Origin of the sequence: Pantoea sp. USMM079 (assembly GCF_037153115.1) — a bacterium.
GTDB lineage: Bacteria > Pseudomonadota > Gammaproteobacteria > Enterobacterales > Enterobacteriaceae > Pantoea > Pantoea communis.
Genome location: NZ_JBBCKX010000011.1, coordinates 68,894 through 87,771, shown reverse-complemented (window position 1 = coordinate 87,771; position 18,878 = coordinate 68,894). Strand labels below are relative to the sequence as shown.

The 18,878-nt window shown below is 48.9% G+C and carries 23 protein-coding genes; 13 read left to right on the top strand and 10 right to left on the bottom strand.

From position 1 onward, the window contains the following. Positions 1-18: 18 nt before the first annotated feature. Both nfsB and WFP70_RS15895 read right to left on the bottom strand, forming a co-directional pair. Positions 19-672 (bottom strand): oxygen-insensitive NAD(P)H nitroreductase, encoded by a 654-nt coding sequence (gene nfsB, locus WFP70_RS15900; protein WP_337023799.1) that lies wholly within the window; start codon positions 670-672, stop codon positions 19-21. Positions 673-759: 87 nt separating this feature from the next. Then, positions 760-1,761, bottom strand: a complete 1,002-nt coding sequence (locus WFP70_RS15895; RefSeq protein ID WP_337023798.1) for a zinc-binding alcohol dehydrogenase family protein — start codon at positions 1,759-1,761, stop codon at positions 760-762. 143 nt (positions 1,762-1,904) lie between these two features. Between WFP70_RS15895 and WFP70_RS15890 the strand changes: the two genes are divergently transcribed. The 8 genes from WFP70_RS15890 to WFP70_RS15855 all read left to right on the top strand — a co-directional run bounded on the left by WFP70_RS15890 (position 1,905) and on the right by WFP70_RS15855 (position 7,361). Then, on the top strand, positions 1,905-2,810 hold the full coding sequence (locus tag WFP70_RS15890) for a LysR family transcriptional regulator (protein ID WP_337023797.1): 906 nt from the start codon (positions 1,905-1,907) through the stop codon (positions 2,808-2,810). A gap of 99 nt (positions 2,811-2,909) precedes the next feature. After that, positions 2,910-3,860: an aliphatic sulfonate ABC transporter substrate-binding protein gene (locus WFP70_RS15885; protein WP_337023796.1), complete on the top strand. Its 951-nt coding sequence runs from the start codon at positions 2,910-2,912 to the stop codon at positions 3,858-3,860. Positions 3,861-4,010: 150 nt separating this feature from the next. Next, entirely contained in the window at positions 4,011-4,199 is a 189-nt protein-coding gene (locus tag WFP70_RS15880; RefSeq protein WP_097118832.1) for a YjfB family protein, read from the top strand. 103 nt (positions 4,200-4,302) lie between these two features. Beyond that, positions 4,303-5,181 carry a permease gene (locus WFP70_RS15875; RefSeq protein WP_337023795.1) on the top strand — a complete coding sequence of 293 codons (879 nt, stop codon included), beginning with the start codon at positions 4,303-4,305 and terminating at the stop codon, positions 5,179-5,181. 121 nt (positions 5,182-5,302) lie between these two features. Next, positions 5,303-5,722 carry a bleomycin resistance protein gene (locus WFP70_RS15870; RefSeq protein ID WP_337023794.1) on the top strand — a complete coding sequence of 140 codons (420 nt, stop codon included), beginning with the start codon at positions 5,303-5,305 and terminating at the stop codon, positions 5,720-5,722. Positions 5,723-5,891: 169 nt separating this feature from the next. Then, a complete protein-coding gene (locus WFP70_RS15865; RefSeq protein ID WP_337023793.1) occupies positions 5,892-6,152 on the top strand; it encodes a hypothetical protein in 261 nt (86 codons plus the stop codon). A 394-nt stretch (positions 6,153-6,546) separates the two neighbouring features. Further along, positions 6,547-6,849: a contact-dependent growth inhibition system immunity protein gene (locus tag WFP70_RS15860; protein WP_337023792.1), complete on the top strand. Its 303-nt coding sequence runs from the start codon at positions 6,547-6,549 to the stop codon at positions 6,847-6,849. Between the two features lie 266 nt (positions 6,850-7,115). Next, complete coding sequence (locus WFP70_RS15855; protein ID WP_337023791.1) at positions 7,116-7,361, top strand: hypothetical protein; 246 nt, start codon at positions 7,116-7,118, stop codon at positions 7,359-7,361. Between the two features lie 104 nt (positions 7,362-7,465). On the opposite strand, the gene WFP70_RS15850 is transcribed toward WFP70_RS15855, so the two are convergent. The 3 genes from WFP70_RS15850 to WFP70_RS15840 all read right to left on the bottom strand — a co-directional run bounded on the left by WFP70_RS15850 (position 7,466) and on the right by WFP70_RS15840 (position 10,003). After that, positions 7,466-7,897: a bifunctional diaminohydroxyphosphoribosylaminopyrimidine deaminase/5-amino-6-(5-phosphoribosylamino)uracil reductase RibD gene (locus WFP70_RS15850; protein WP_337023790.1), complete on the bottom strand. Its 432-nt coding sequence runs from the start codon at positions 7,895-7,897 to the stop codon at positions 7,466-7,468. Positions 7,898-7,972: 75 nt separating this feature from the next. Next, entirely contained in the window at positions 7,973-8,491 is a 519-nt protein-coding gene (locus tag WFP70_RS15845) for a GNAT family N-acetyltransferase (RefSeq protein ID WP_337023789.1), read from the bottom strand. Positions 8,492-8,764: 273 nt separating this feature from the next. After that, positions 8,765-10,003, bottom strand: coding sequence for a hypothetical protein (locus WFP70_RS15840; RefSeq protein WP_337023788.1), 1,239 nt, complete (start codon positions 10,001-10,003; stop codon positions 8,765-8,767). Between the two features lie 353 nt (positions 10,004-10,356). Here WFP70_RS15840 and WFP70_RS15835 point away from each other — a divergent pair, with 353 nt between their 5' ends. After that, positions 10,357-10,644 (top strand): metallophosphoesterase, encoded by a 288-nt coding sequence (locus WFP70_RS15835; protein ID WP_337023787.1) that lies wholly within the window; start codon positions 10,357-10,359, stop codon positions 10,642-10,644. 333 nt (positions 10,645-10,977) lie between these two features. Here the strand turns inward: WFP70_RS15835 and WFP70_RS15830 are convergent, their stop codons facing one another. Further along, complete coding sequence (locus WFP70_RS15830; protein WP_337023786.1) at positions 10,978-11,985, bottom strand: hypothetical protein; 1,008 nt, start codon at positions 11,983-11,985, stop codon at positions 10,978-10,980. A 290-nt stretch (positions 11,986-12,275) separates the two neighbouring features. Then, on the bottom strand, positions 12,276-13,595 hold the full coding sequence (locus WFP70_RS15825; protein ID WP_337023785.1) for an LLM class flavin-dependent oxidoreductase: 1,320 nt from the start codon (positions 13,593-13,595) through the stop codon (positions 12,276-12,278). 152 nt (positions 13,596-13,747) lie between these two features. On the opposite strand from WFP70_RS15825, the gene WFP70_RS15820 reads away from it, so the two are divergent. Continuing rightward, positions 13,748-13,873: a helix-turn-helix domain-containing protein gene (locus WFP70_RS15820; RefSeq protein WP_337023784.1), complete on the top strand. Its 126-nt coding sequence runs from the start codon at positions 13,748-13,750 to the stop codon at positions 13,871-13,873. Between the two features lie 366 nt (positions 13,874-14,239). Here the strand turns inward: WFP70_RS15820 and WFP70_RS15815 are convergent, their stop codons facing one another. From WFP70_RS15815 to WFP70_RS15805, 3 genes are all read right to left on the bottom strand, one after another. Continuing rightward, entirely contained in the window at positions 14,240-14,428 is a 189-nt protein-coding gene (locus tag WFP70_RS15815; RefSeq protein ID WP_034830320.1) for a hypothetical protein, read from the bottom strand. Positions 14,429-14,547: 119 nt separating this feature from the next. Beyond that, positions 14,548-15,753 carry an MFS transporter gene (locus tag WFP70_RS15810; RefSeq protein WP_337023783.1) on the bottom strand — a complete coding sequence of 402 codons (1,206 nt, stop codon included), beginning with the start codon at positions 15,751-15,753 and terminating at the stop codon, positions 14,548-14,550. Positions 15,754-15,937: 184 nt separating this feature from the next. Then, the gene (locus WFP70_RS15805; protein WP_337023782.1) at positions 15,938-16,714 is read right to left on the bottom strand and encodes an SDR family NAD(P)-dependent oxidoreductase; all 777 of its coding nucleotides are present in this window, start codon (positions 16,712-16,714) and stop codon (positions 15,938-15,940) included. 165 nt (positions 16,715-16,879) lie between these two features. Here WFP70_RS15805 and WFP70_RS15800 point away from each other — a divergent pair, with 165 nt between their 5' ends. The 3 genes from WFP70_RS15800 to WFP70_RS15790 all read left to right on the top strand — a co-directional run bounded on the left by WFP70_RS15800 (position 16,880) and on the right by WFP70_RS15790 (position 18,843). Then, positions 16,880-17,818: a LysR substrate-binding domain-containing protein gene (locus WFP70_RS15800; protein ID WP_337023781.1), complete on the top strand. Its 939-nt coding sequence runs from the start codon at positions 16,880-16,882 to the stop codon at positions 17,816-17,818. Between the two features lie 78 nt (positions 17,819-17,896). Further along, on the top strand, positions 17,897-18,502 hold the full coding sequence (locus tag WFP70_RS15795; RefSeq protein WP_211728634.1) for a hypothetical protein: 606 nt from the start codon (positions 17,897-17,899) through the stop codon (positions 18,500-18,502). Then, on the top strand, positions 18,499-18,843 hold the full coding sequence (locus tag WFP70_RS15790) for a cupin domain-containing protein (protein ID WP_337023780.1): 345 nt from the start codon (positions 18,499-18,501) through the stop codon (positions 18,841-18,843). The genes WFP70_RS15795 and WFP70_RS15790 overlap by 4 nt, the downstream gene beginning before the upstream one ends. Positions 18,844-18,878 lie beyond the last annotated feature (35 nt).

The following is an 18,878-nucleotide window of genomic DNA, read 5'->3' as shown; positions in this document are numbered from 1 at the left end:
AAATTGCGCCGCAACCGCTTAAATGAAGGTGAAAATATCTTCACGCGGCAAACGTGATTTTGGCAATGCCGCGTTGAAATCTTCGTCGCTGCGATAGCCCAGCGACACCAGTACCACGCTGGTAAAGCCTTTCTCACGCAGGCCTAACGCCTGATCCAGCGCACGCTGATCAAAACCTTCCATCGGCGTCGCATCAATCCCTAACATCGCGGCACCTAACAGCAGACCACCGAGCGCCAGGTAAACCTGTTTCTCCATCCACTGCGGGATATCACGCTGCTCGTAACGGTGCATATCGACATAGCCACGACGGCTCTTATCCTGACCGGCTTTGCCTTCTGGTTTGGCAAAACGCCCATCCTGCTCTTCCTGCGCCAGCACGTTTTGCAGATGCGCGTCATCCAGATCGGTGCGCATGCACAGCGCGATCACATGGGAAGCATTCAGTACTTTTGGGCCGTTATAAACAAAGGCGCCGGTGGTGGATTGCGCGATCTGCTCACGACCTTCTGGCGTGGAAGCCACCACAAAATGCCACGGCTGAGAGTTGACGGAAGACGGGCTGTTAAGCAGCACGTTCAGCAGCGTTTCGATCTCTTCCTGCGGCAAACTTTTACCACTGGCGAAGGCTTTCACAGTGTGGCGACGAGCCACTGCGTCATTAAGTGTCATGGCAATCTCCTGAATCGATTATTTTAAAAGTGCCGTTACCTTAACCGCCGCGTTGACGCAGCGGTTAACGAATTGTGTTTCAAAGGGTTAAAAGCCGCTGAGCACGATCTTGCCGCGTGCACGCCCGCTTTCGATCAGCGCATGGGCTTTGCGCAGATTGGCCGCATTGATGGTGCCGTGATGTTCACCCGCCGTGGTTTGCAGCGTCTGGTCATCAATCAGCTGGCTGACGCGCTCTAAAATATCGTGCTGACGCTGCATATCGCGGGTCTGGAACAGTGAGCGGGTGAACATCAGCTCCCAGTGCAGCGAGATGGCTTTGCGCTTCAGCGGCACCACGTCCAGCGTTTCCGGATCATCGATCAGCGCCAGCTTGCCCTGTGGGGCCAGCACATCCACCAGCTGGGGGTAATAGCTGTCGGTGTGCGTCAATGAAGCCACATAGCGCACCTGAGGATGGCCAATGGCCGCCAGCTGTTCGCCGAGTGGCTGCTGATGATTAACCACATGATGCGCGCCCAGTGAGCGCACCCAATCCGCGGTTTCGGGGCGCGATGCAGTACCAATCACCGTGAGGTTAGTCAGCTTACGCGCCAGCTGCGTCAGAATTGACCCAACACCGCCGCCTGCTCCAATTATCAGCAATGCGGCATTGTCATCCGCCTGCACTTCCAGACGATCAAACAGCAATTCCCATGCGGTGAGTGATGTCAGCGGCAACGCGGCGGCATCGGCATCATTCAGCGTGCGGGGTTTATGGCCGGCAATGCGTTCATCCACCAGACCATACTCGGCATAACTGCCCGCGCGGGTGATATCGCCGGCGTAAAACACCTCATCCCCCGGCTGGAACAGCGTGACCGCCTCACCCACCGCTTCCACTACACCAACCGCATCCCAACCTAAAATGCGCGGTTTATCGGTGGGCGCGCCGTTACGCACTTTGGTATCTACCGGATTGACGGCAATCGCGTGGATCTTTACCAGCAGGTCACGCGCGCCAGGCTGCGGTTTGGCGACATCCAGCTCGTACAGCGCATTTTCATCGGAAATCGGTAAACCGTTTTGGCTATATATAATCGCTTTCATCAAGCCGTTCCTCAATTCATCAGGGTGTTAGGTAAGTTGGATTCAGCATAGCGGCCTGCACGCTGAGGAAAAATGCCGATTGCACAGCAACACCTTCACTCTTAGAGTGAAAATCCCCGCCTGTTTTGACGATGAGTAAGAAAATGATCCGACTGGAAGATGTCACGCTGTTTGTGCGTTCGGCAGCACTGGGCAGCTTTTCCCGCGCGGCCCGTGAAGTGAATTTATTGCCCGGGCAAGTGAGCGCCGCCATTCAGCGACTGGAGCGAGAACTGGATCGTCGCCTGTTTGCGCGATCCACACGTAGCCTGCGCTTAACCGCCGAAGGGGAAAAGTATCTGCCGTACGCACAGGAGATGCTGGCCCTGATGCAAGCGGGCGCTGATAGCCTGCAAAGTCACGAAGACGCACTGAGCGGCGAGCTTAAAATCGCGATGCCCTCGGATATTGGCCGCAATATCCTCTTGCCGCTGATTACCGAATTTTGCTGTGAGCACCCGGCCTTATCGGTTCGGTTATCATTGTCCGATCAAATCAGTGATGTGTTCCGCGATCCGGTAGATATCGCCATTCGCTACGGCAAACTCGAAGACAGCAGTTACGTGGCGTTGCCGCTGGCCGAGGACAATCGCCGTATCATGGTGGCATCTCCAGCTTATCTCGACCAACATGGACGCCCGCAAAAGCTGGAGGATTTGGCCCAGCATCACTGCCTGCCGTTTGTGATGGGCGGCCATGTCTATGACAAGTGGACGTTCCCGCAGGAAGGTATGCGCCGCCAAATCACGGTGAAAAGTCGCCTGCTGTGTGATGACGCCGAAGTGGCGCGTCGTTGGGCTATCAATGGCATGGGCATCGCGTATAAATCCTGGATTGACGTCTGTGAAGACATTAGGCAGCGCCGCCTGGAACGGGTGCTGCCTGAGATCCCCGGCGAAAGCACGCCGCTGCATTTAATCTGCCCGCATCGTAAACAGTTTTCCCCCGCAATTCGGGCGCTACATGGCGTATTGCGGGTGCATTTGCGTGCGATGACCGCGCAACTTTGATAGCTGTAAATGTGCAGAGCTTATGCGAACTTGCGGTTTTGATTGCCTCGTGAGCGGCTTTATCATTTTAAAAAATTGATAACACCTTCAGGGACTCACATGCGCAACATCACAAAGACAATACTTGCTTCACTGCTTTTCTCCTCACTGCTTGCCAGCGCCAATGCCGAAGAGACACTTCGCATTGGCTATCAAAAATCCTCCACCTTGCTAACGCTGATAAAGCAGCGTGGCGATCTGGATAAGGCGCTCGCCGAGCGCGGCATTAAAGTGACATGGCACGAGTTCACCAGCGGCTTGCCGCTGCTGGAGGCGCTGAATCTCAACAACGTTGACCTTTCTGCTGACGTGGCCGATACCGTGCCGGTGTTCGCGCAAGCGGCAGGCGCCGACCTCACGTATTACGCGCGTGAAACACCCTCGCCTGAAGCTCAGGCTATTCTGGTGCCCGCCAACTCCAGCATCAAATCGCTGCAGGATTTAAAAGGTAAAAAGATTGCCGTCACTAAAGCCGCAGGCAGCCATTATCTGCTGATCGCCGCGTTACAAAAGGCGGGACTGAAATTCAGTGATGTCACACCTGCATGGCTGACGCCTGCCGATGGGCGCGCCGCGCTGGAACACGGCAGCGTCGATGCGTGGGTGACCTGGGAACCCTTTGTCACCAGTTCGAAAGTCGAGCAGCACACGCGCGTGCTGGTGAGCGGCAAAGGTCTCGCCAGTTATCAGCGCTACTATTTGGTGTCGACGCCTTATGCGCAAAAGCATCCTGAGGTGCTGGGCATTGTGTATAAGACGCTGGATCAGGAAGCACAATGGCTGAAAGCACATCCAACGGATGCAGCAAAGCTTCTCTCCCCGCTGTGGGGTAATTTGCCGCTCGCCACGGTGGAACAAGCGAACCAGCAACGCAGCTATCAGATCGAGCCAGTGAACAAGAGCGATTTGGCTGAGCAGCAAAAGATTGCAGATGCGTTTTATCAGGCGAAGCTGCTGCCGAAAGCGATTGATGCGCGAGATGTGGGCACCTGGCAGCCGCAGGCGAAATAGTCGCCCTGCCAGAGAATGAGTTGATTAAGCAGGTTGGCATCGGGCATGTCCGTAAATCGCATTGAAGCTTTGCCCGCGAATGCCGATAGCCGTATCAGGCTTTCTCAAAGCCGTTTCCGCCCCCCATTAGTCGTTTTAAAGGAGAGCAAGATGGATGTATCACAGATTACTTCACTGGCTATCGGTCTGGATAATATGGACCTCAGCAGTAAAGTGAGCACCCTGGTACTGAAAAAGACCCTGGATAATCAGCAGTCAATGGCAGCAGGAATTCTTGATTCGATTCCGCAACTGCCTGCCAATCCGGCAGTTGGCCGCAACATCAATACCACCGCATAAACTCGCGTTGCATCGTTGCACTCACTGAACGACCTCTGATAGCGTGTATTTTTAACCACTCCCTACTTCAGGGAGTGGTCGACACGCTAATCAGGGACGTTTCGTGACGATTTTCTTTCCGCTTATCTATCTGTTTGCCGGATGGTTGCTGGGCAAAACCGACTGGGATTGCAAAACGGCTGCGTCATGGATATTGACGCGCATCGCTATTCCCATCGTGATCATTTTTAATATATCGACCCGCTTTCACAGCATGAGCACCATTATTACTGCCACCGCGATATGCATGATGTTGCTATTGCTGGCTGGCCGCTATGTTTTTGCTGACCCAATAAAAAACCTCTGTTTCAGCTATCTGAATATCGGCTGGCTGGGTCTACCCGTCGCCAGCGTGCTATTCGGCAATGATGCTGCGACCATTATCATTGCCGCCTACGTCGGCAGCTCAATTGTCGGAAACTCGCTGGGCGCAGGCATGCTCTCCTGCGAGAAATTTAATCCAATCACGTTGATGCGCACCCCGCCCGTCATCGCACTGATAATTGGCGCAGCATTGATTCCATTCAGTGATCAGGTGACTCAATACTTCGATAGCCTGTATCAAATTGCCAAATTCGTGATGAGCTTTCTTGGCATGGCCGTGTTGGGCATTTGGCTTTCAAAGACGACAATATCGATGCGCGATTTTCGACTCGAACTGCGTCCGTTTATCACTCGCTCAATAGTTTTCGCTGTGCTGATTTCGTTGCTGCTGCTAATAGCCAATCAGTTCAACGCGCCACTTATTACACAAAATCCGGCAACGCTGTATCTCTTTTGTCTGCTTCCTCCTGCAGCCAATATTATCGTGCTGGAGACGCATTACCTGGGCACTGGAAATTCAGCGCGGGCGATTTCATGCGGGACTTGTATCAGCATCGTGGCGATAGCGCTTTATTCGGGTGCTGTTTTGGGTGGCAGAGCGTTAGGGATATGGGGTTGAGAGGATGTTTGAACGGGTTAACGTGATGCTCTTTAGACACTCATTTATCGTTTGTCGCGACATGAGCAAACAGGTTGCGCGGCATTAACTTTAGGTCGTGCTATTTAAAAGGACATAAGTAATGACCGTTCAGCATGAGCCCTACTGGAACCGGATGGTGCCCGAACTGACCGTAACGGACTTCACTGCCTCACTGCATTTTTACACTGATGTATTGGGATTCGAGATTATGGTCAGACGAAGCGATCCCGAATTTGCTTACATCAACCTCGGCGAAGCACAGTTGATGCTTGAGCAGTTTCACGCCGAAGGCTGGAATACCGCAGAACTCGTCAAACCGCTCGGGCGCGGCGTGAATTTCCAGATTGAGGTGGATGATATTGCGTGTGTGCTGGCGCGGGTGAGGAAACATGGCGTGCCGCTGTATCGGGATTTGCGTGAAAACACCTATCAGATTGGAGAAACCACGGCTTGCCAGAGAGAGTTCCTCGTCCAGGATCCGGATGGCTATCTTTTACGTTTTTGCCAGTTTGTTGAGTGAGGGGATTGTGGATGTTGGGGGTGGTTTTTTGAGTGATGGCTTCCTGGGGCTGGAGCTGCTTTGAGCGAAAAGCGGATATCGTTTTTTGAACACGATGGCTGTCATGATAAATTATGATGAAAATTCATCCAATTAATTGAAATTGGAGAAAGTAATAAAGGGATAGGAGATGTTTACCCCAGAATTTATTAATGAAGATCAAGGAGAGTTTCTACTTGTGGCCAGCCACAGTTTGGCATCTCCGGAATCAATAAAACTCAGTATTGAGTACAATATTGCCAGAATTTCCTACGGACTATCACAGGTTCCATCGCACATACAAACTTGCCGGATCGTCTATGATATCAGGGGACAAGCAATCTCTGACCTGGTCTTAGCCCAGATTAAACAAGCATATGAGAAGTTGGCCATTGTGGAGTTTAAATGCTAATGGGGCTTCAGTTAGTTGTAAAAGCAGATAGAAAAATCGTTTGGTTCACTGACGTCAGAATGTGAAGTATTCGCTGTCACTGAAGGCCTTTTCGGCATTTCAATTCCAGAGCGAACACTATTAACAGTGGGTGAAGATGTTGTTCTACACAAACTTAAACACCTCAAGCACTTTGACCTTTGGCAGGGGGCCTGGCAAGAGCCAAAGCGGCGTTGGCTCTGGTGAGTTTCAGTTTTGAGCGATCTGCAGACGTTCAAGTTTTATACACGCTTACATCACGATGAATTAATCGACAGGTAGAATGTCAGCTGTTATAAATTTCGTATAACGTTGAAATATGAATACTGAAACCGTACCCTTATCTCATTATTATTGCTTACCCGATGGTCTTACTATGAAAGATATCAACGTATCAGAACTGGACAGTTTGATCGCAATTTATTTTGGCCAGGATTATGATTTGTTCGGTAGCGGTGAAAGCGTGGAAGCTCAAATTGATGCATGGATTGATGACACATCACCCTCGTTACGACAATGCTTAATAGGCGAAATTGAAGCATTTATCAAGGAATGCAACGACCTCGAAAGTGATTTTAATAGCCGTTATAGCGCGGAATTCTCAACAGAATTATGGGGTATGACCTCAGTAGATTTTATCCGCGTATTGAGGAGAAAGGTTTTCGACTCACTTTCTTAATGTGTATACCAGGGAATCATAGCGATCAATAACAGGTCTATTTAAGACAAAATATTGTCAATTCAGTTGAGCCGCTGAGTTGGACCGGCTGTAACTTTTGAAGATCTGTTTCTGGCACGGAGCAAACCTGCAGCTGGGCGAGGTCTACAGTGAGTGAGGAATGGAAGAATAAGGGTTTGATTATTTTCTTGGCATGCTTTGCAGAGAAAATTACCATGTGGCATAATTTTTGATACCCCAACCATACCTCAGGGTTTGTTTAAGATATGCGAAAATTACAAAAATTAATTGCAGCCGAATATACCAGCCCTTCACCCCAATCCAAACTATCTTCAACAGCTATACCTCGTATTGCATCAAAATGTCGAAAGGATGAAATTGCAGATGCACATATCCTCATAAAGCAACTCAAGTCTGAGTTGGCAACTGTTCCTGATTGGGATGGAGATACGCAGGATGACATCTGGAGGGCCATCGAACTGTTCAGAGAAATTTTGGCGAAAGTAAGATGATAAATGGCCCTGATGTCCGCTGTTGGCACACAACAGCCAATGTCTGCTGTGAGCGAACTGCAGACATTGTTAACAGCATTCTGTATTAACCAAAGGTGAGCAGGTCATGACCTCAATAAATAGGGTGATAAAAAGTCTTCAACTTCTTGTTTGCCAAGGCCTAACGTGAAACTGATACCTGCATTCTTTAGAATACTCAGCCCTTCCCCCCTATTTCTAGGGTGCGGATCTTCTAAAGCCACATAGACATGTCTTGGCTTCAACTCTGCAAGTGTTAAAGCACAGGATGGGGTTCTTCCCTGGAAGGAGCAGGGTTCAAGCGTGACAAAGATTTCACATTCCCGAATTGGAACCTTTAGTCTAGAAATTGCGTCTATCTCAGCGTGACTATGGCCTGGGGATTGCGTAAACCCCTTCGAGACCACATATCCTTTATGAACAATCACGCACCCTACCGGTGGGTTAGGCCTGCATTCCGGTAATGCCTGGCGGGAGTGTTCAAGCGCCAACAACATGAATTTCAGTTCTTCACTCATCCACTTTCCGTCTTTTGTGTAAGTCACATACCGCCAGTTTTTAAGGATTCTGAAATTAATGTCCATAAAAAACCACTAGCGTATTAGCATCCGTACCTGCTTACCATGGTAGTTAACATACCCCTGAAACTTGAAACCAAAACGCTCAGCGAGATAATTTGAGCGTCTATTTTCTTCGTCAATAATACAACACACTGAAGAGGAAAATGTCTTATCGGCCCAAAGCAAAATTGCTGTCAGTGCTTCAGACGCATAACCCTTTCCTCTAACTTCGGGAATCAACGCCCATCCAGCTTCAGGGTATTTTAACGCAGGGGTGATATCGCGATGGGCATCTTGAAAACCAAATGCTCCAATATAACGATTTGTTGTTTTTTCAATAACCGCCCAGTAGCCATAACTCAATGCATGCCAGTGCCCGATATAGCGTAGTAAGCGTGACCAAACGATTTCTGCCGTTGGATTCTCACCGCCATTAATTTTAGCCATCTCAGGAGTAGCCCAGCTCGCCATAAGCTCCGGAAAATCGCCGAGCGAAAATTGCCTTAAAATTAGTCGTGCAGTTTCAAGTTGAGGCGCTTGCTGAGCAGTCATCACTTATCCCAATCGTAGCTATTTAATGCAGCTGCTTTACCACCATGCATGATTCATCTCTCCCGAGCAACTAAAACGACGTCCGCTCGTGGCACCGAGCATACCTGCAGATAGGCGAGGTCCGTTGTGAGCGAAAAGGAGACGCAAAAGCCTCCTACCTAAGTTATGGATACGTCACCGGGATGGGTACTGGCTTTTAAGTTTTCAGGGCTTTTAGCAAGCCCCTAGATTGTGAATTAAAACTAACTATTGAAATGTTAAATGCAAGTCAGATCATTCATCATCAGTTATTGGAATCAAAGTGAGTTGCATATAGCGCACTGCTTCTCGTTGTAAATCATCCCAAGAGTTAGTTGAATGATGTTTTATATCAGCAAGAGCATTCTGACAGCCCTGTGTATTACAGTTATCCTTCTTACTCTCATTGAAGACTTTTTTTCCGTCATGAAAATAAACCACTTCATCTGCTGACATACTTTTTTCATTGTTAGTGGATAGATAATAAATTGAACCAGAGTATTTAACTAATTTTTCATTATAGAGATACCAGCTTTCAGTTCGTATCGGTAGTCGCTTTCCTTCGGGATACGCCGCATCAAAACGGATACGCATCCTAAATAACTTAAAAGGTCCAAATGCCTGTAAGGCAGCATAAACCCCTTCATCATTTCGCTGATACCATCGAGCCATCTCTTTATTGACAGGATGGATCGCCCCCGATTTTTGGGTAATACCTTTAGTTGTAGAGTAGTCTATATTAGCTCGAGCAGCCGCTATTCTCGCAGGTGGTAAATGTTCAGTAAGAACCGTCGATTTCTCATTGGTATTTATATTAACTAGTGGGCAACGCTGATGCATAATATTGGTTAGACGCATATTTGTTAAATTTGTACCAACAAGTGTTACAACCGGAATGGTGGTATCAGGATAGCCATAGGGGGTAGTGACAAAGAGACACCCTTGATGTTCGTTAACAGGACTTTGTGTTCTTCTTTTATCCTGGCTGACAAGATACCTAAATGATGATGAGCCTCTGAATTCACGGGAAAAATTCAGGTCTTTTTCAGGCAAATTCTTTATTGCCGCAAGATATCCGGGTTGTTGGTATAGTGATGGATATAGTTGTACGTATAATTCAGCAAGCACATAGTCACCATCCAGCGATACCGGCATATCAACCCCTAAAATAGATCGGTTATCAGCTTCTGGTAAAAGTGTATAACTGCGAGTTTCATCTTTTGATGTATATTTGTATCCCGGATCAAGGAACGTAGTGACCCCACTCATTGTTGAAAACCAATGAAACTTGCGAGTAGTATGTCTGTATGTTGCCGTAACAGTAGCCCCCTTTGTCAGACTTTCCAGTACAGACCTGTTTTCTTCATCAGAAAGCACAGGTGAATAAAGATCACTAACCCCAAAAATGAAATGTATTTTTTTATTTTCAACTGCAAGGCAACTTGATGCTGGCAATATAAAAAAAATCAATATTGCTGATATTATCTTCTTCATTCTATTATCCCTTTACGCGCTTCATGTCCTACTAAAACCTTATCACAAACAGATGAAACTGCAACACTCGAGGATAACTCCCGATTAATACGCTAGCAAAAATCAGAGTCAGTTCACACAATGAAATATGCATCTATCGATGCAAATTATTTAGCCTTTCATTTAACGTCACGCTATTTTCCATTTCCGCCTCGGCACAGAGCGGGCTTGTTCGTTCGAATGGTCCGCTGCGAGCGAGGAGATGAGTATTCGCATCCATACTAGTATTATCTCTAAGCAGTAGGAGTTGAACTTAGCGATTCATTGTGATCCTGTTCTTCACAAAATAATTATTTGAGGTCTTTCTGCTGGTAATGCAGGTTTCAGATATTCACGCCTCACCCGATAATGATCATCTACTTCCGTTTGACCAAGTACTAAATTGGCTTATGCATCTGAAACCGGATGTACTGGTGCTTACAGGTGATCTAACAGATGGGCATTGGCAGGAAGCTTATAAACAGATAGCTGACTGCCTAAATAAGCAAAGTTACCCTTCATTGATACTGCCGTGTAATTCAGACGACCGAGGTTTGCGGGCATACCAGCCTACATTTGTGGCTCCGTCTGCGCGGCTGATCCTATCTGGTTTGGAACAGTAAATGTCCCCTATTCAAATGCCCCACCAGCATTGATGATACACAGCTATGTCGATAACTCTATTACTAGTGACTACGTTGGGGTTTAACTAGCATTCAGAAAACGTATATATCTCATCGAGAACGACCTGATCGCCAGTGATTAACGCATAATGTTGCGAGGGAACAATATCCGCTGTTGGCACCGAGCAGACCTGCAGATAGGCGAGGTCCGTTGTGAGCGAGGAGCGGTAGTTAGCAATTGTTCTCACAGCCGCTGGCGGGTGCACCCATGGTAAAATAATAGGTGTTATCACGTAATTGGCCAAAGGCACTCCGGTGTATGTGCGTGATTGGTCAGTTTCGTTTTTCTAAGTCGGCTAATGCATATCTTCCGCGTTCTGCTACTGATAGTGATATATCCGCAGCCAATATATTTGCCAGCTTAAATGCTTCATCACCGATATTATCCAATTCTTTTATGAGCATTTCGCCAGCTATACGCCGAACCATTGGCGAGCGGTCGGTTGTTGCCATCCTCAAAATATTAATAAAGGGGCGTGTTGTAGATATTACTCGCTCTTTTAAAATAGGAATGCGGCGCTGTATGCCATGTACTTTGTCAACCCACTGCCATGTCAGCCCTTCAGCCCAAACGAATTTACTTTCAAACTGACAAAGATACGCTTTGGCTCGCAGGGAGGGTTGAATAGATTTTTCTGAAATCTCAGCTAAAAATTTATCCAAAGCTGTTGTGCGTCCTGCCTGCACAAATATAGTAGCGACAGGCCCTGATGAGGATGTTATAAGCCGTTTTTTTAAAGCATTCGCTACTTTCTCCATTAAAATCACTTTCATGAGCACCTCTTTCTCGATGTCTTTCATTCTTCCCCAGGAATCCCAGTAAGGAAGAGTTATAAATAAGGCATCAACAATAAACTCAGGATCAGATTTTTCAGCAACTAATGGCAAAGCATCACGGGCTGCAGCTCTTACCTGCGGAACCCAGTCATTTAGCTTCCGAACAACTAAAGCTAATAAAAAACTATTTGGCGCCCCACCTGATAGTGTCCTCAGCGCTCTTTCGCGTCTGAAACCATCAGCGTTGCATATGTCCATCCATCTAAGTGATCCTACTTGCTGGAAATCATTATCACTTTCCTTCTGACTATACTGTCGGAGGGAATAGAAAATCTGGGCTCGAATTAATCGTTCCCAATCATCGAGGCCTTTTAAGGATAGCTTTGAGGTGGCAGTGATAAATTTTGATATATCAGGTCTTATTCTTTGATATAGGATATCAAAGGTGAGCGATTTTTTAATAGATTCAGTGAGCTCTTGCTGAAGGCTATCCTGCGGTGACATGAGCCAGCTTCCTTTGTAAAAATTTCTATGCTTGTACTCCTTCTAAAGTGATAAAGAGTTAAAGTCAATAATCATTTGTTTAATGGTTTTGTATTTATATATGGTTCCCCGACGACTGCACAGGAAGGCTCAGTTTTGTGCTCCAGACCATGCGTCCCCTCCTGGCACAGAGCAGACATCCACTACAGCCGATGTCCGCAGTGCTAGCTCTGCGAACATTGCTAACAGCATTCAGTGTGAATAAATCGGGACCAGGTCAGCACTGTTAGCTTTATACCCTCTGTTATCAGTCAATATTTAGTCAGTCCAAGGTGGTCCCGCAGATGGGTTCCTTCATATTCGGTACGAAAGATGCCTCGTCGTTGCAGTTCCGGCACTAGAAGTCCAGTTAATGCCTCTACCCCTGTTGGGAAATGAGTGGGCACGGCAAGGAATCCATCGCAGGCATCGGCATCAAGCCAGGCTTGCATCTGAGCGGCAACCGTGGCCGGGGAACCGATGGCTTTAAGGTAGCTACCTTCCGCGAAGTAGCGGGCAGTTTCAAGGACGGAGAGCTTTTTATCACGGGAAATAGCCATAATCGCGTCCCGGTGCGATTTTCCCGCGTTTGATTCAGGCAGTTCTGGTACAAGTTCATTAAGGTCAAACTGGCGAAAATCGACCCCACCCGCCAGGGGTTTCAGATTACTTAGGGCAATGTCATCTGGAATCAGGGCTAACATTTGATCGGCCAGTTCTCTGGCCTTCTGGTCTGTTTCGGCAATGATGGGAGTAAGCCCCACCATGATTTTGATTGAATCGGGTGAGCGCCCGAATTCCTGAGCGCGCCGACGAATGTCATCACGAAATGCGCGCCCGCCTTCGATGGTGGATTGCAGTGTAAATACCACATCAGCTGTTCGTGCCGCCAGCGCCCGACCGGGCTCTGATGCACCGGCCTGAAAAATAACAGGTCGCCCTTGTGGGCTGCGCCCCATCGGAAGTGGACCACGAACCTTAAAATGCGTCCCCTGGTGCTGAAGAAAATGCATCTTATCAACATCGAAGTAAACACCGCTCTGCTTATCCCGCGTGATTGCATCCTCATCCCATGATTCCCAGAGGCCATTAACAACGTCCACGAACTCCTCCGCTCTTCCATAGCGGTCTGCATGCCCAACATGGGCATCCAGGCCATAGTTTTGCGCTTCATCTTCGTTAAACGAAGTGACTAAATTCCATCCCGCGCGCCCCTTGCTAATAAAATCAAGCGTTGAGAACCGACGCGCAATGTTGAACGGTTCATTAAATGTCGTCGTGGCTGTGGCAGCCAGACCCAATCGTGAGGTATGGGCTGCGAGAAGCGGCAGCACCATCGTAGGATCAAAGTGGATTGAACGCGGATTGGCCGCACCGTATTTGTCACCTGCCAGGATGTCATTACTGCGACGCACGGCGGCCTGGTCTTCGAAAAAAATGGCATCCAGTTTTGCTGCTTCTGCAAGTTGTGCGGCGTGCACCAGATGGTCGATGTCCAGATCTATTTCAGGAATGGCGTCCGGCAATCTCCAGGCTCCGAGGTGATATCCCGGGAATAGGAACAAGGCTAAATGAAGCTTCTTTTGTGTCATAAACTCACCTCTTATTAGTACTGTGCGAAAGCGCGATCTCATCGCCTGGATGATTAGCCTGTGCATTGCCATGACAGTATGGGTAATTTAAGGTGTACTAATCCATCAGCATAAATGCACGACCCTGTTGCATAAAACTATACAGTGTCGATATGCGTTCGTTTTCCCGCTTTGCAGCCTACTTTATGGAGGTTGCGCGCCATGGAAGTCTTCGAAAAGCAGCGGAAAGGCTGCACGTTTCCGCGTCAGCCATTAATCGGCAGATCCTCCAGGCGTAAGAAGACTTGGGTATACCATTGTTTGAGCGACTGCCGGGTGGCATGCGTATGACAGTGGCAGGTGAACTTCTCTACACTGGCCTACTCCGCGGGCACCTGAATTCAACCTGACAAAATAACGATTTGATGAGATTAAGGGGCTGAGGCGTGGAACAGTCAGTATCGGCGGGTTCAGGCTTTAACGGAGGGGCAACTCTGTGACGAGATTTCTGCCAATGCTCAGGAGCATAGCTGGCTGGATCTCCAGCTGAATGTTTAAAGCAGCGCCGTAATCACACAGCAGGTGCGGGATTCCGAAATTGATTTTGGACTTATACTCGCCCCGGAAAGCGTTCTCGGACTTGAAGTTTTAGCCCTTGCTGAACATCATTTAGCTAGCCTGATAACAAACGAGCCATCTTCTTTTTTGATTTTGGCTCCTCGCTCTGCCCAGCGATCCGCAAGCTCAAAAAACTCATCGGCACTGATATTGAAATCCAGCACAACCTCCCTGAACTCACCACTTTTCAACAACTCGTTCGCTTTTTTTAAGGACTTTGCGGTTGCGCTTTTCATCGATTTTCTTCTCCGAAATTTGAGTGGGCGATTCTTGTTCAAGGCAGGATATCCCTGGTTGCTTCTTTAGTCGCAAAAAAATGCGCCGCCCGGCGCATTTTCATCCATAGGATGCCCCCCTACAGAGTCCCCTTCCCCTGCGTGTGAGCATTCCATCCTTTAATGATGCTCATAAAGGCAAGACCTACCGGGATAAGTGATCCCCACAAGACAGCATTCCAGCCATAAAGGTTTAGCAGTGCGCCGGAAGAAAATGACCCGACCAACATCACACCGAATACCACAAAGTCGTTCAGGGACTGAACCTGCGTTTTTTCTTCTGCCCGGTGGTACTCAACAATTTTTGCTGATGCGCCAGTGAAGCCAAAATTCCAGCCGATGCCCAGCAGAATTAATGAAAGCCAGTAATGAAAAATGTCTGTTCCGCTTAGGCCTGCAGCAACCGATGCAACGGTAATCACTAATCCAGCGGCCGTCACTCGCATGGAGCCGAAACGGTTAATCAGCCTGCCCGTAAAGAATCCTGGCCCGTACATGGCAATAACATGCCATTGAATGCCCAGATTCGAAGCCTGCTGAGAGATAGCGTGCATGTGCATGGAAAGCGGTGCGGCAGTCATCAGAAAATTCATAACCATATAGGTTACCGCACCGCAGAACACGGTCAGAGTAAAACCAGGCTGACGCACAATGTCGCGCAGAGGACGCCCTTTTGATTGTATTGCTACAGGAGGCTCAGCAGGTGTAACGCCTTTCAGGATAACCGCGGCAATAGCAGCTACACACGACTGGGCAAGAAAGGTCATGGCGAACGGATGAAGCGGCCAGAGATTCATCGTCGTTGTCACCAGCATCGGACCGATGACGCCTGCCAGAACACCGCCTCCCATGACCAGAGACAAAGCACGCGCGCGTCGTTCCGGATCAACGCCGTCTGTTGCTGCAAAACGAAAACTTAGCGCAACGGCGGCGTAAGCCCCGCCGAGAAATCCAGCGAGACAAAATAGCAGGAAGGAGCTGATCACAACGGCCAGAGCTGCCATGAGACCGGTCAACACCCCTGCACCGGTTCCCACCATAAAGACGGTTTTACGGCCCCTTTTTTTAGCCAATGCGCCGAGAGGCAGGATGCATGCAGCCATCCCCAGGACAAACATGGTGACCGGCATTGTGGCGAGCGTTGGGCTGGGCGCAATATCATTACCCACGATGGCGCCAGTGGCATAGAACACCACGGCATTCGCGCCGGCAAGCGCCTGGCACGCGGACAAACGGAAAATGTTATTTTTTTGCTCTGCGACGGAAAGTGTGTGTTCTGCGATCATCTGATCGAGCATCCTTAGTGATTGTAAGCACGAACCCATAACGTGCTTTTCCTTACGCCTCGTTTGCCTGTTCAAACGGCATCGCCTCGATGATGGCAGGAACCACAAAGAGGCGACTGAAACATAATGATGTTCTGCCTGCGCCGGAGTGCTTACAAACCCGAACGGATGAACGGCATCGCCATCATGCGTTACGTCCTGCCATCACGCCACCATCAATGTCCCAAATTGCGCCGGTCACCCAGCCAGTCTTGTCTGAAAGCAGAAAAGCCACGGTCTCAGCAATGTCTGCCTGCGTGCCCACACGGCCAATCGGATGGAAGCTGTCAAAGCTGTTCATTACATCTTTCACGTCGTCTTTTGGGATAAAACCTTCGTAGATCGGTGTATGCACAACCGCCGGAGAGACGGCATTCACGCGGATGCCCTTGTCGCCCAGTTCAATCGCCAGATTTTTGGTCATCGCGTGCAGTCCCGCTTTTGCCATTGAATAGGCAGAGGAAGGCGTAGCACCGATTGCCTGCTGTGCCCACATAGAACCAATGTTGACTATTGAACCTTTAATATCGGCCGCAACCATATTGCGCACCACATCGCGGGTGATAAAGAAGGTGGCGCGGTTGATGCTCATGTACATGTCATAGTCAGACGCTTCATGTTCGATAAACGGTTTTGGGAAGAATACCCCTGCGGCATTCACCAGCAGACTGATGTCTTTATGTTCCGCATTGATGGTTTTAACCACTTTCTGCAGTCCCTCCTCTTTAGTCAGGTCGGCCACAATCACAGATACCTTGCTGTCCGCAACCAATGCCTGACGAGCCTGTTCAGCTTTATCCTGACGGCTACCCACCAGCACAACACGGCCTCCGTTTTCTAAAATCAGTTTCGCCGTTTCGAAACCCATGCCGCTGGTACCGCCGACCACTAACAGTTTTTTTCCGGCAAAAGATGTGTTCATTACTAACCTCATAAATCGTTGATTATCATGAATGAAGAGTAGAGCGCTTCATTGTGTGAACGCAGAGTGCCATCACGGCTTCAGGTTGACGAATGAGAAGAAGTTGTGTCACAAGAAAGAAAATCTTTTTCGTTAACTCTGTTAGCGTTGATCAGGAATATTTCTATGCGATCGCTAAACCGGCTGAAATGGCTGCATGCTTTTGAGGCAACCGCGCGGCACGGAAGCTTTACCGGCGCAGCGCAAGAGCTGGGGGTCACGTCAGCAGCGGTTGGTCAACTCGTCCGATCGCTCGAAGATTGGGTTGGGCACCCGCTGCTTCACCGCACACGCAGCGGCAAAGCGCGTCTGACACTGGTTGATGAAGCTCAGGAAGCCCTTGAGGACATCACTCAGGGATTGGACAAGCTCGAAACCGGCCTGTCTAAACTGCGTGGCCGCCGTGCGCGCTCAGCCATTGTTGTCACTGCGTCACAGGTTTTGATGATGAACTGGCTGATGGAGCGCCTGAACCGGTTCTCTGAAGTGCATGAAAATACAGATTTGCGCCTCAACGTGACGGACAAGCTGATGGATGTGTCACACGGTGAAGCGGATATCGGCATTCGTTGTGGGCTGGGAGACTGGCCTGGCGTGAACAAAACATGGCTGATGGATGAAGAAGCGGTATTAGTATGCAGTCCACGGCTTTCCCCGCCGCGAAAAATGGCCTGTGGTGAATGGCTCGCCACGCAAAAGTTGATTCATGATGACACGCCACATCCCGGTGCAGACTTTCCTTCATGGGAGGATGTTCTTAAGGCGGTAAATGCACCTGAAGCACTTGAGAGTGGGCTGCATATCAACTCCACTGCAGCAGTGATTTTATCAGCGCTGAGCGGTCGGGGTGTTGCCATTGTTCGCCATGCGCTGGTTAAACAACTTATTGAAACCGGGCAACTCGTGCAGCTTCACCCTGAGCAACGCTGGCCGCTGAAATGGGCTTATTATCTGGTGACACCGCAACATCAGACTATGCGAAGTAAAGTCAGAATGTTCCATGACTGGCTTATTGGGGATGTGAAGAGTGATGATGAGTCAATCGCATGTGAAGACAATCAATAAGTGATGTATTTCGCAGGCAACCTGACTATGTTAGTGAACATATGCCGAATGCATTAACACCCCAAAACGAGGTTAAGGATGATTTCACTGGGTTTTGTGTCAAAGAAAATGCTGACTAGTTGGGGTGACGTTCCGCCCTACCTGCCTGATTTCCAGTTCCACGAAAAACACAGTGCGGTAATCCAAACCACCAGCCCGGAAAAGATCATGCCGCTTATCAAGGCCTTCGATCTTGAGCAGGATGCGGTGATCCGGGCATTGATGTCGATTCGACAGTTGCCGCGTAAACTGCAAAGAAAGGCCCCTGTATCCCAGGATGATCAATTCGGTCTGCAAACCTTCACGCTTCTTCACGCCTCTGCTTTAGAACTATGCTATGGCTTAAGAGGCGAGTTTTGGCGTGCCGACTTTGGCCTGGAAAAGATTTCAGACGCTGAAGAGTATCAGCAGCCCGCGCGGCCGGGTGCTGCAAAGCTGTTGCTGCGCTATCAAGTTAATATCATTAATGGCAGCCAGTCCGAACTTATTACGGAAACGTTCATCCACTGCCCCGACAAAGCCTCTCATTTTAAGATGGCAGCTTATTGGCTGGCGATCAGAGCGGGAAGTGGTTTGATTCGGCGCAGAACGTTGAGCGCCGTTAAGCGTGAGTTAGAAAAATATTCAGATAAGGAAACGAGATGATTTCGCCAGAGAATGCTGAGCATTATGTCTGGGGTGATAACTGCGACGGTTGGTATTTAGTCAATCGTCAGGACATGTTGATTATTCATGAGAAAATGCCTCCTGGCACCTGTGAAACACGTCACTTTCACTCCGTATCCAGACAATTCTTTTTCGTTCTGCAGGGCGTCCTGACGATGGAACTGGAAGGTGAGAAACACGACATCATGGCCCAGCAGGGACTGGAAATCGCCCCAGGTGCAAAGCATCAGGCCAGAAACGACAGTGAATCTCCAGTGGAATTTCTTGTTATCTCCCATCCAACGCCACGAGGGGATCGTACTGATCTTTCAGCATGCTGAGTTTCAACGATAATGAACCCTCAACCCCAATGAAG

Excerpts from the sequence above, each read along its gene's own strand:
- WFP70_RS15800 (WP_337023781.1), top strand. The coding sequence starts at position 16,880 with ATGCGATCGCTAAACCGGCTGAAATGGCTGCATGCTTTTGAGGCAACC.
- WFP70_RS15890 (WP_337023797.1), top strand. The coding sequence starts at position 1,905 with ATGATCCGACTGGAAGATGTCACGCTGTTTGTGCGTTCGGCAGCACTG.
- WFP70_RS15895 (WP_337023798.1), bottom strand. The coding sequence starts at position 1,761 with ATGAAAGCGATTATATATAGCCAAAACGGTTTACCGATTTCCGATGAA.
- WFP70_RS15885 (WP_337023796.1), top strand. The coding sequence starts at position 2,910 with ATGCGCAACATCACAAAGACAATACTTGCTTCACTGCTTTTCTCCTCA.
- WFP70_RS15850 (WP_337023790.1), bottom strand. The coding sequence starts at position 7,897 with ATGAGTGAAGAACTGAAATTCATGTTGTTGGCGCTTGAACACTCCCGC.
- WFP70_RS15845 (WP_337023789.1), bottom strand. The coding sequence starts at position 8,491 with ATGACTGCTCAGCAAGCGCCTCAACTTGAAACTGCACGACTAATTTTA.
- WFP70_RS15830 (WP_337023786.1), bottom strand. The coding sequence starts at position 11,985 with ATGTCACCGCAGGATAGCCTTCAGCAAGAGCTCACTGAATCTATTAAA.
- WFP70_RS15835 (WP_337023787.1), top strand. The coding sequence starts at position 10,357 with ATGCAGGTTTCAGATATTCACGCCTCACCCGATAATGATCATCTACTT.
- WFP70_RS15825 (WP_337023785.1), bottom strand. The coding sequence starts at position 13,595 with ATGACACAAAAGAAGCTTCATTTAGCCTTGTTCCTATTCCCGGGATAT.
- WFP70_RS15840 (WP_337023788.1), bottom strand. The coding sequence starts at position 10,003 with ATGAAGAAGATAATATCAGCAATATTGATTTTTTTTATATTGCCAGCA.
- WFP70_RS15860 (WP_337023792.1), top strand. The coding sequence starts at position 6,547 with ATGAAAGATATCAACGTATCAGAACTGGACAGTTTGATCGCAATTTAT.
- WFP70_RS15815 (WP_034830320.1), bottom strand. The coding sequence starts at position 14,428 with ATGAAAAGCGCAACCGCAAAGTCCTTAAAAAAAGCGAACGAGTTGTTG.
- WFP70_RS15805 (WP_337023782.1), bottom strand. The coding sequence starts at position 16,714 with ATGAACACATCTTTTGCCGGAAAAAAACTGTTAGTGGTCGGCGGTACC.
- nfsB (WP_337023799.1), bottom strand. The coding sequence starts at position 672 with ATGACACTTAATGACGCAGTGGCTCGTCGCCACACTGTGAAAGCCTTC.
- WFP70_RS15865 (WP_337023793.1), top strand. The coding sequence starts at position 5,892 with ATGTTTACCCCAGAATTTATTAATGAAGATCAAGGAGAGTTTCTACTT.
- WFP70_RS15795 (WP_211728634.1), top strand. The coding sequence starts at position 17,897 with ATGATTTCACTGGGTTTTGTGTCAAAGAAAATGCTGACTAGTTGGGGT.
- WFP70_RS15790 (WP_337023780.1), top strand. The coding sequence starts at position 18,499 with ATGATTTCGCCAGAGAATGCTGAGCATTATGTCTGGGGTGATAACTGC.
- WFP70_RS15810 (WP_337023783.1), bottom strand. The coding sequence starts at position 15,753 with ATGATCGCAGAACACACACTTTCCGTCGCAGAGCAAAAAAATAACATT.
- WFP70_RS15855 (WP_337023791.1), top strand. The coding sequence starts at position 7,116 with ATGCGAAAATTACAAAAATTAATTGCAGCCGAATATACCAGCCCTTCA.
- WFP70_RS15820 (WP_337023784.1), top strand. The coding sequence starts at position 13,748 with ATGCGTTCGTTTTCCCGCTTTGCAGCCTACTTTATGGAGGTTGCGCGC.
- WFP70_RS15880 (WP_097118832.1), top strand. The coding sequence starts at position 4,011 with ATGGATGTATCACAGATTACTTCACTGGCTATCGGTCTGGATAATATG.
- WFP70_RS15870 (WP_337023794.1), top strand. The coding sequence starts at position 5,303 with ATGACCGTTCAGCATGAGCCCTACTGGAACCGGATGGTGCCCGAACTG.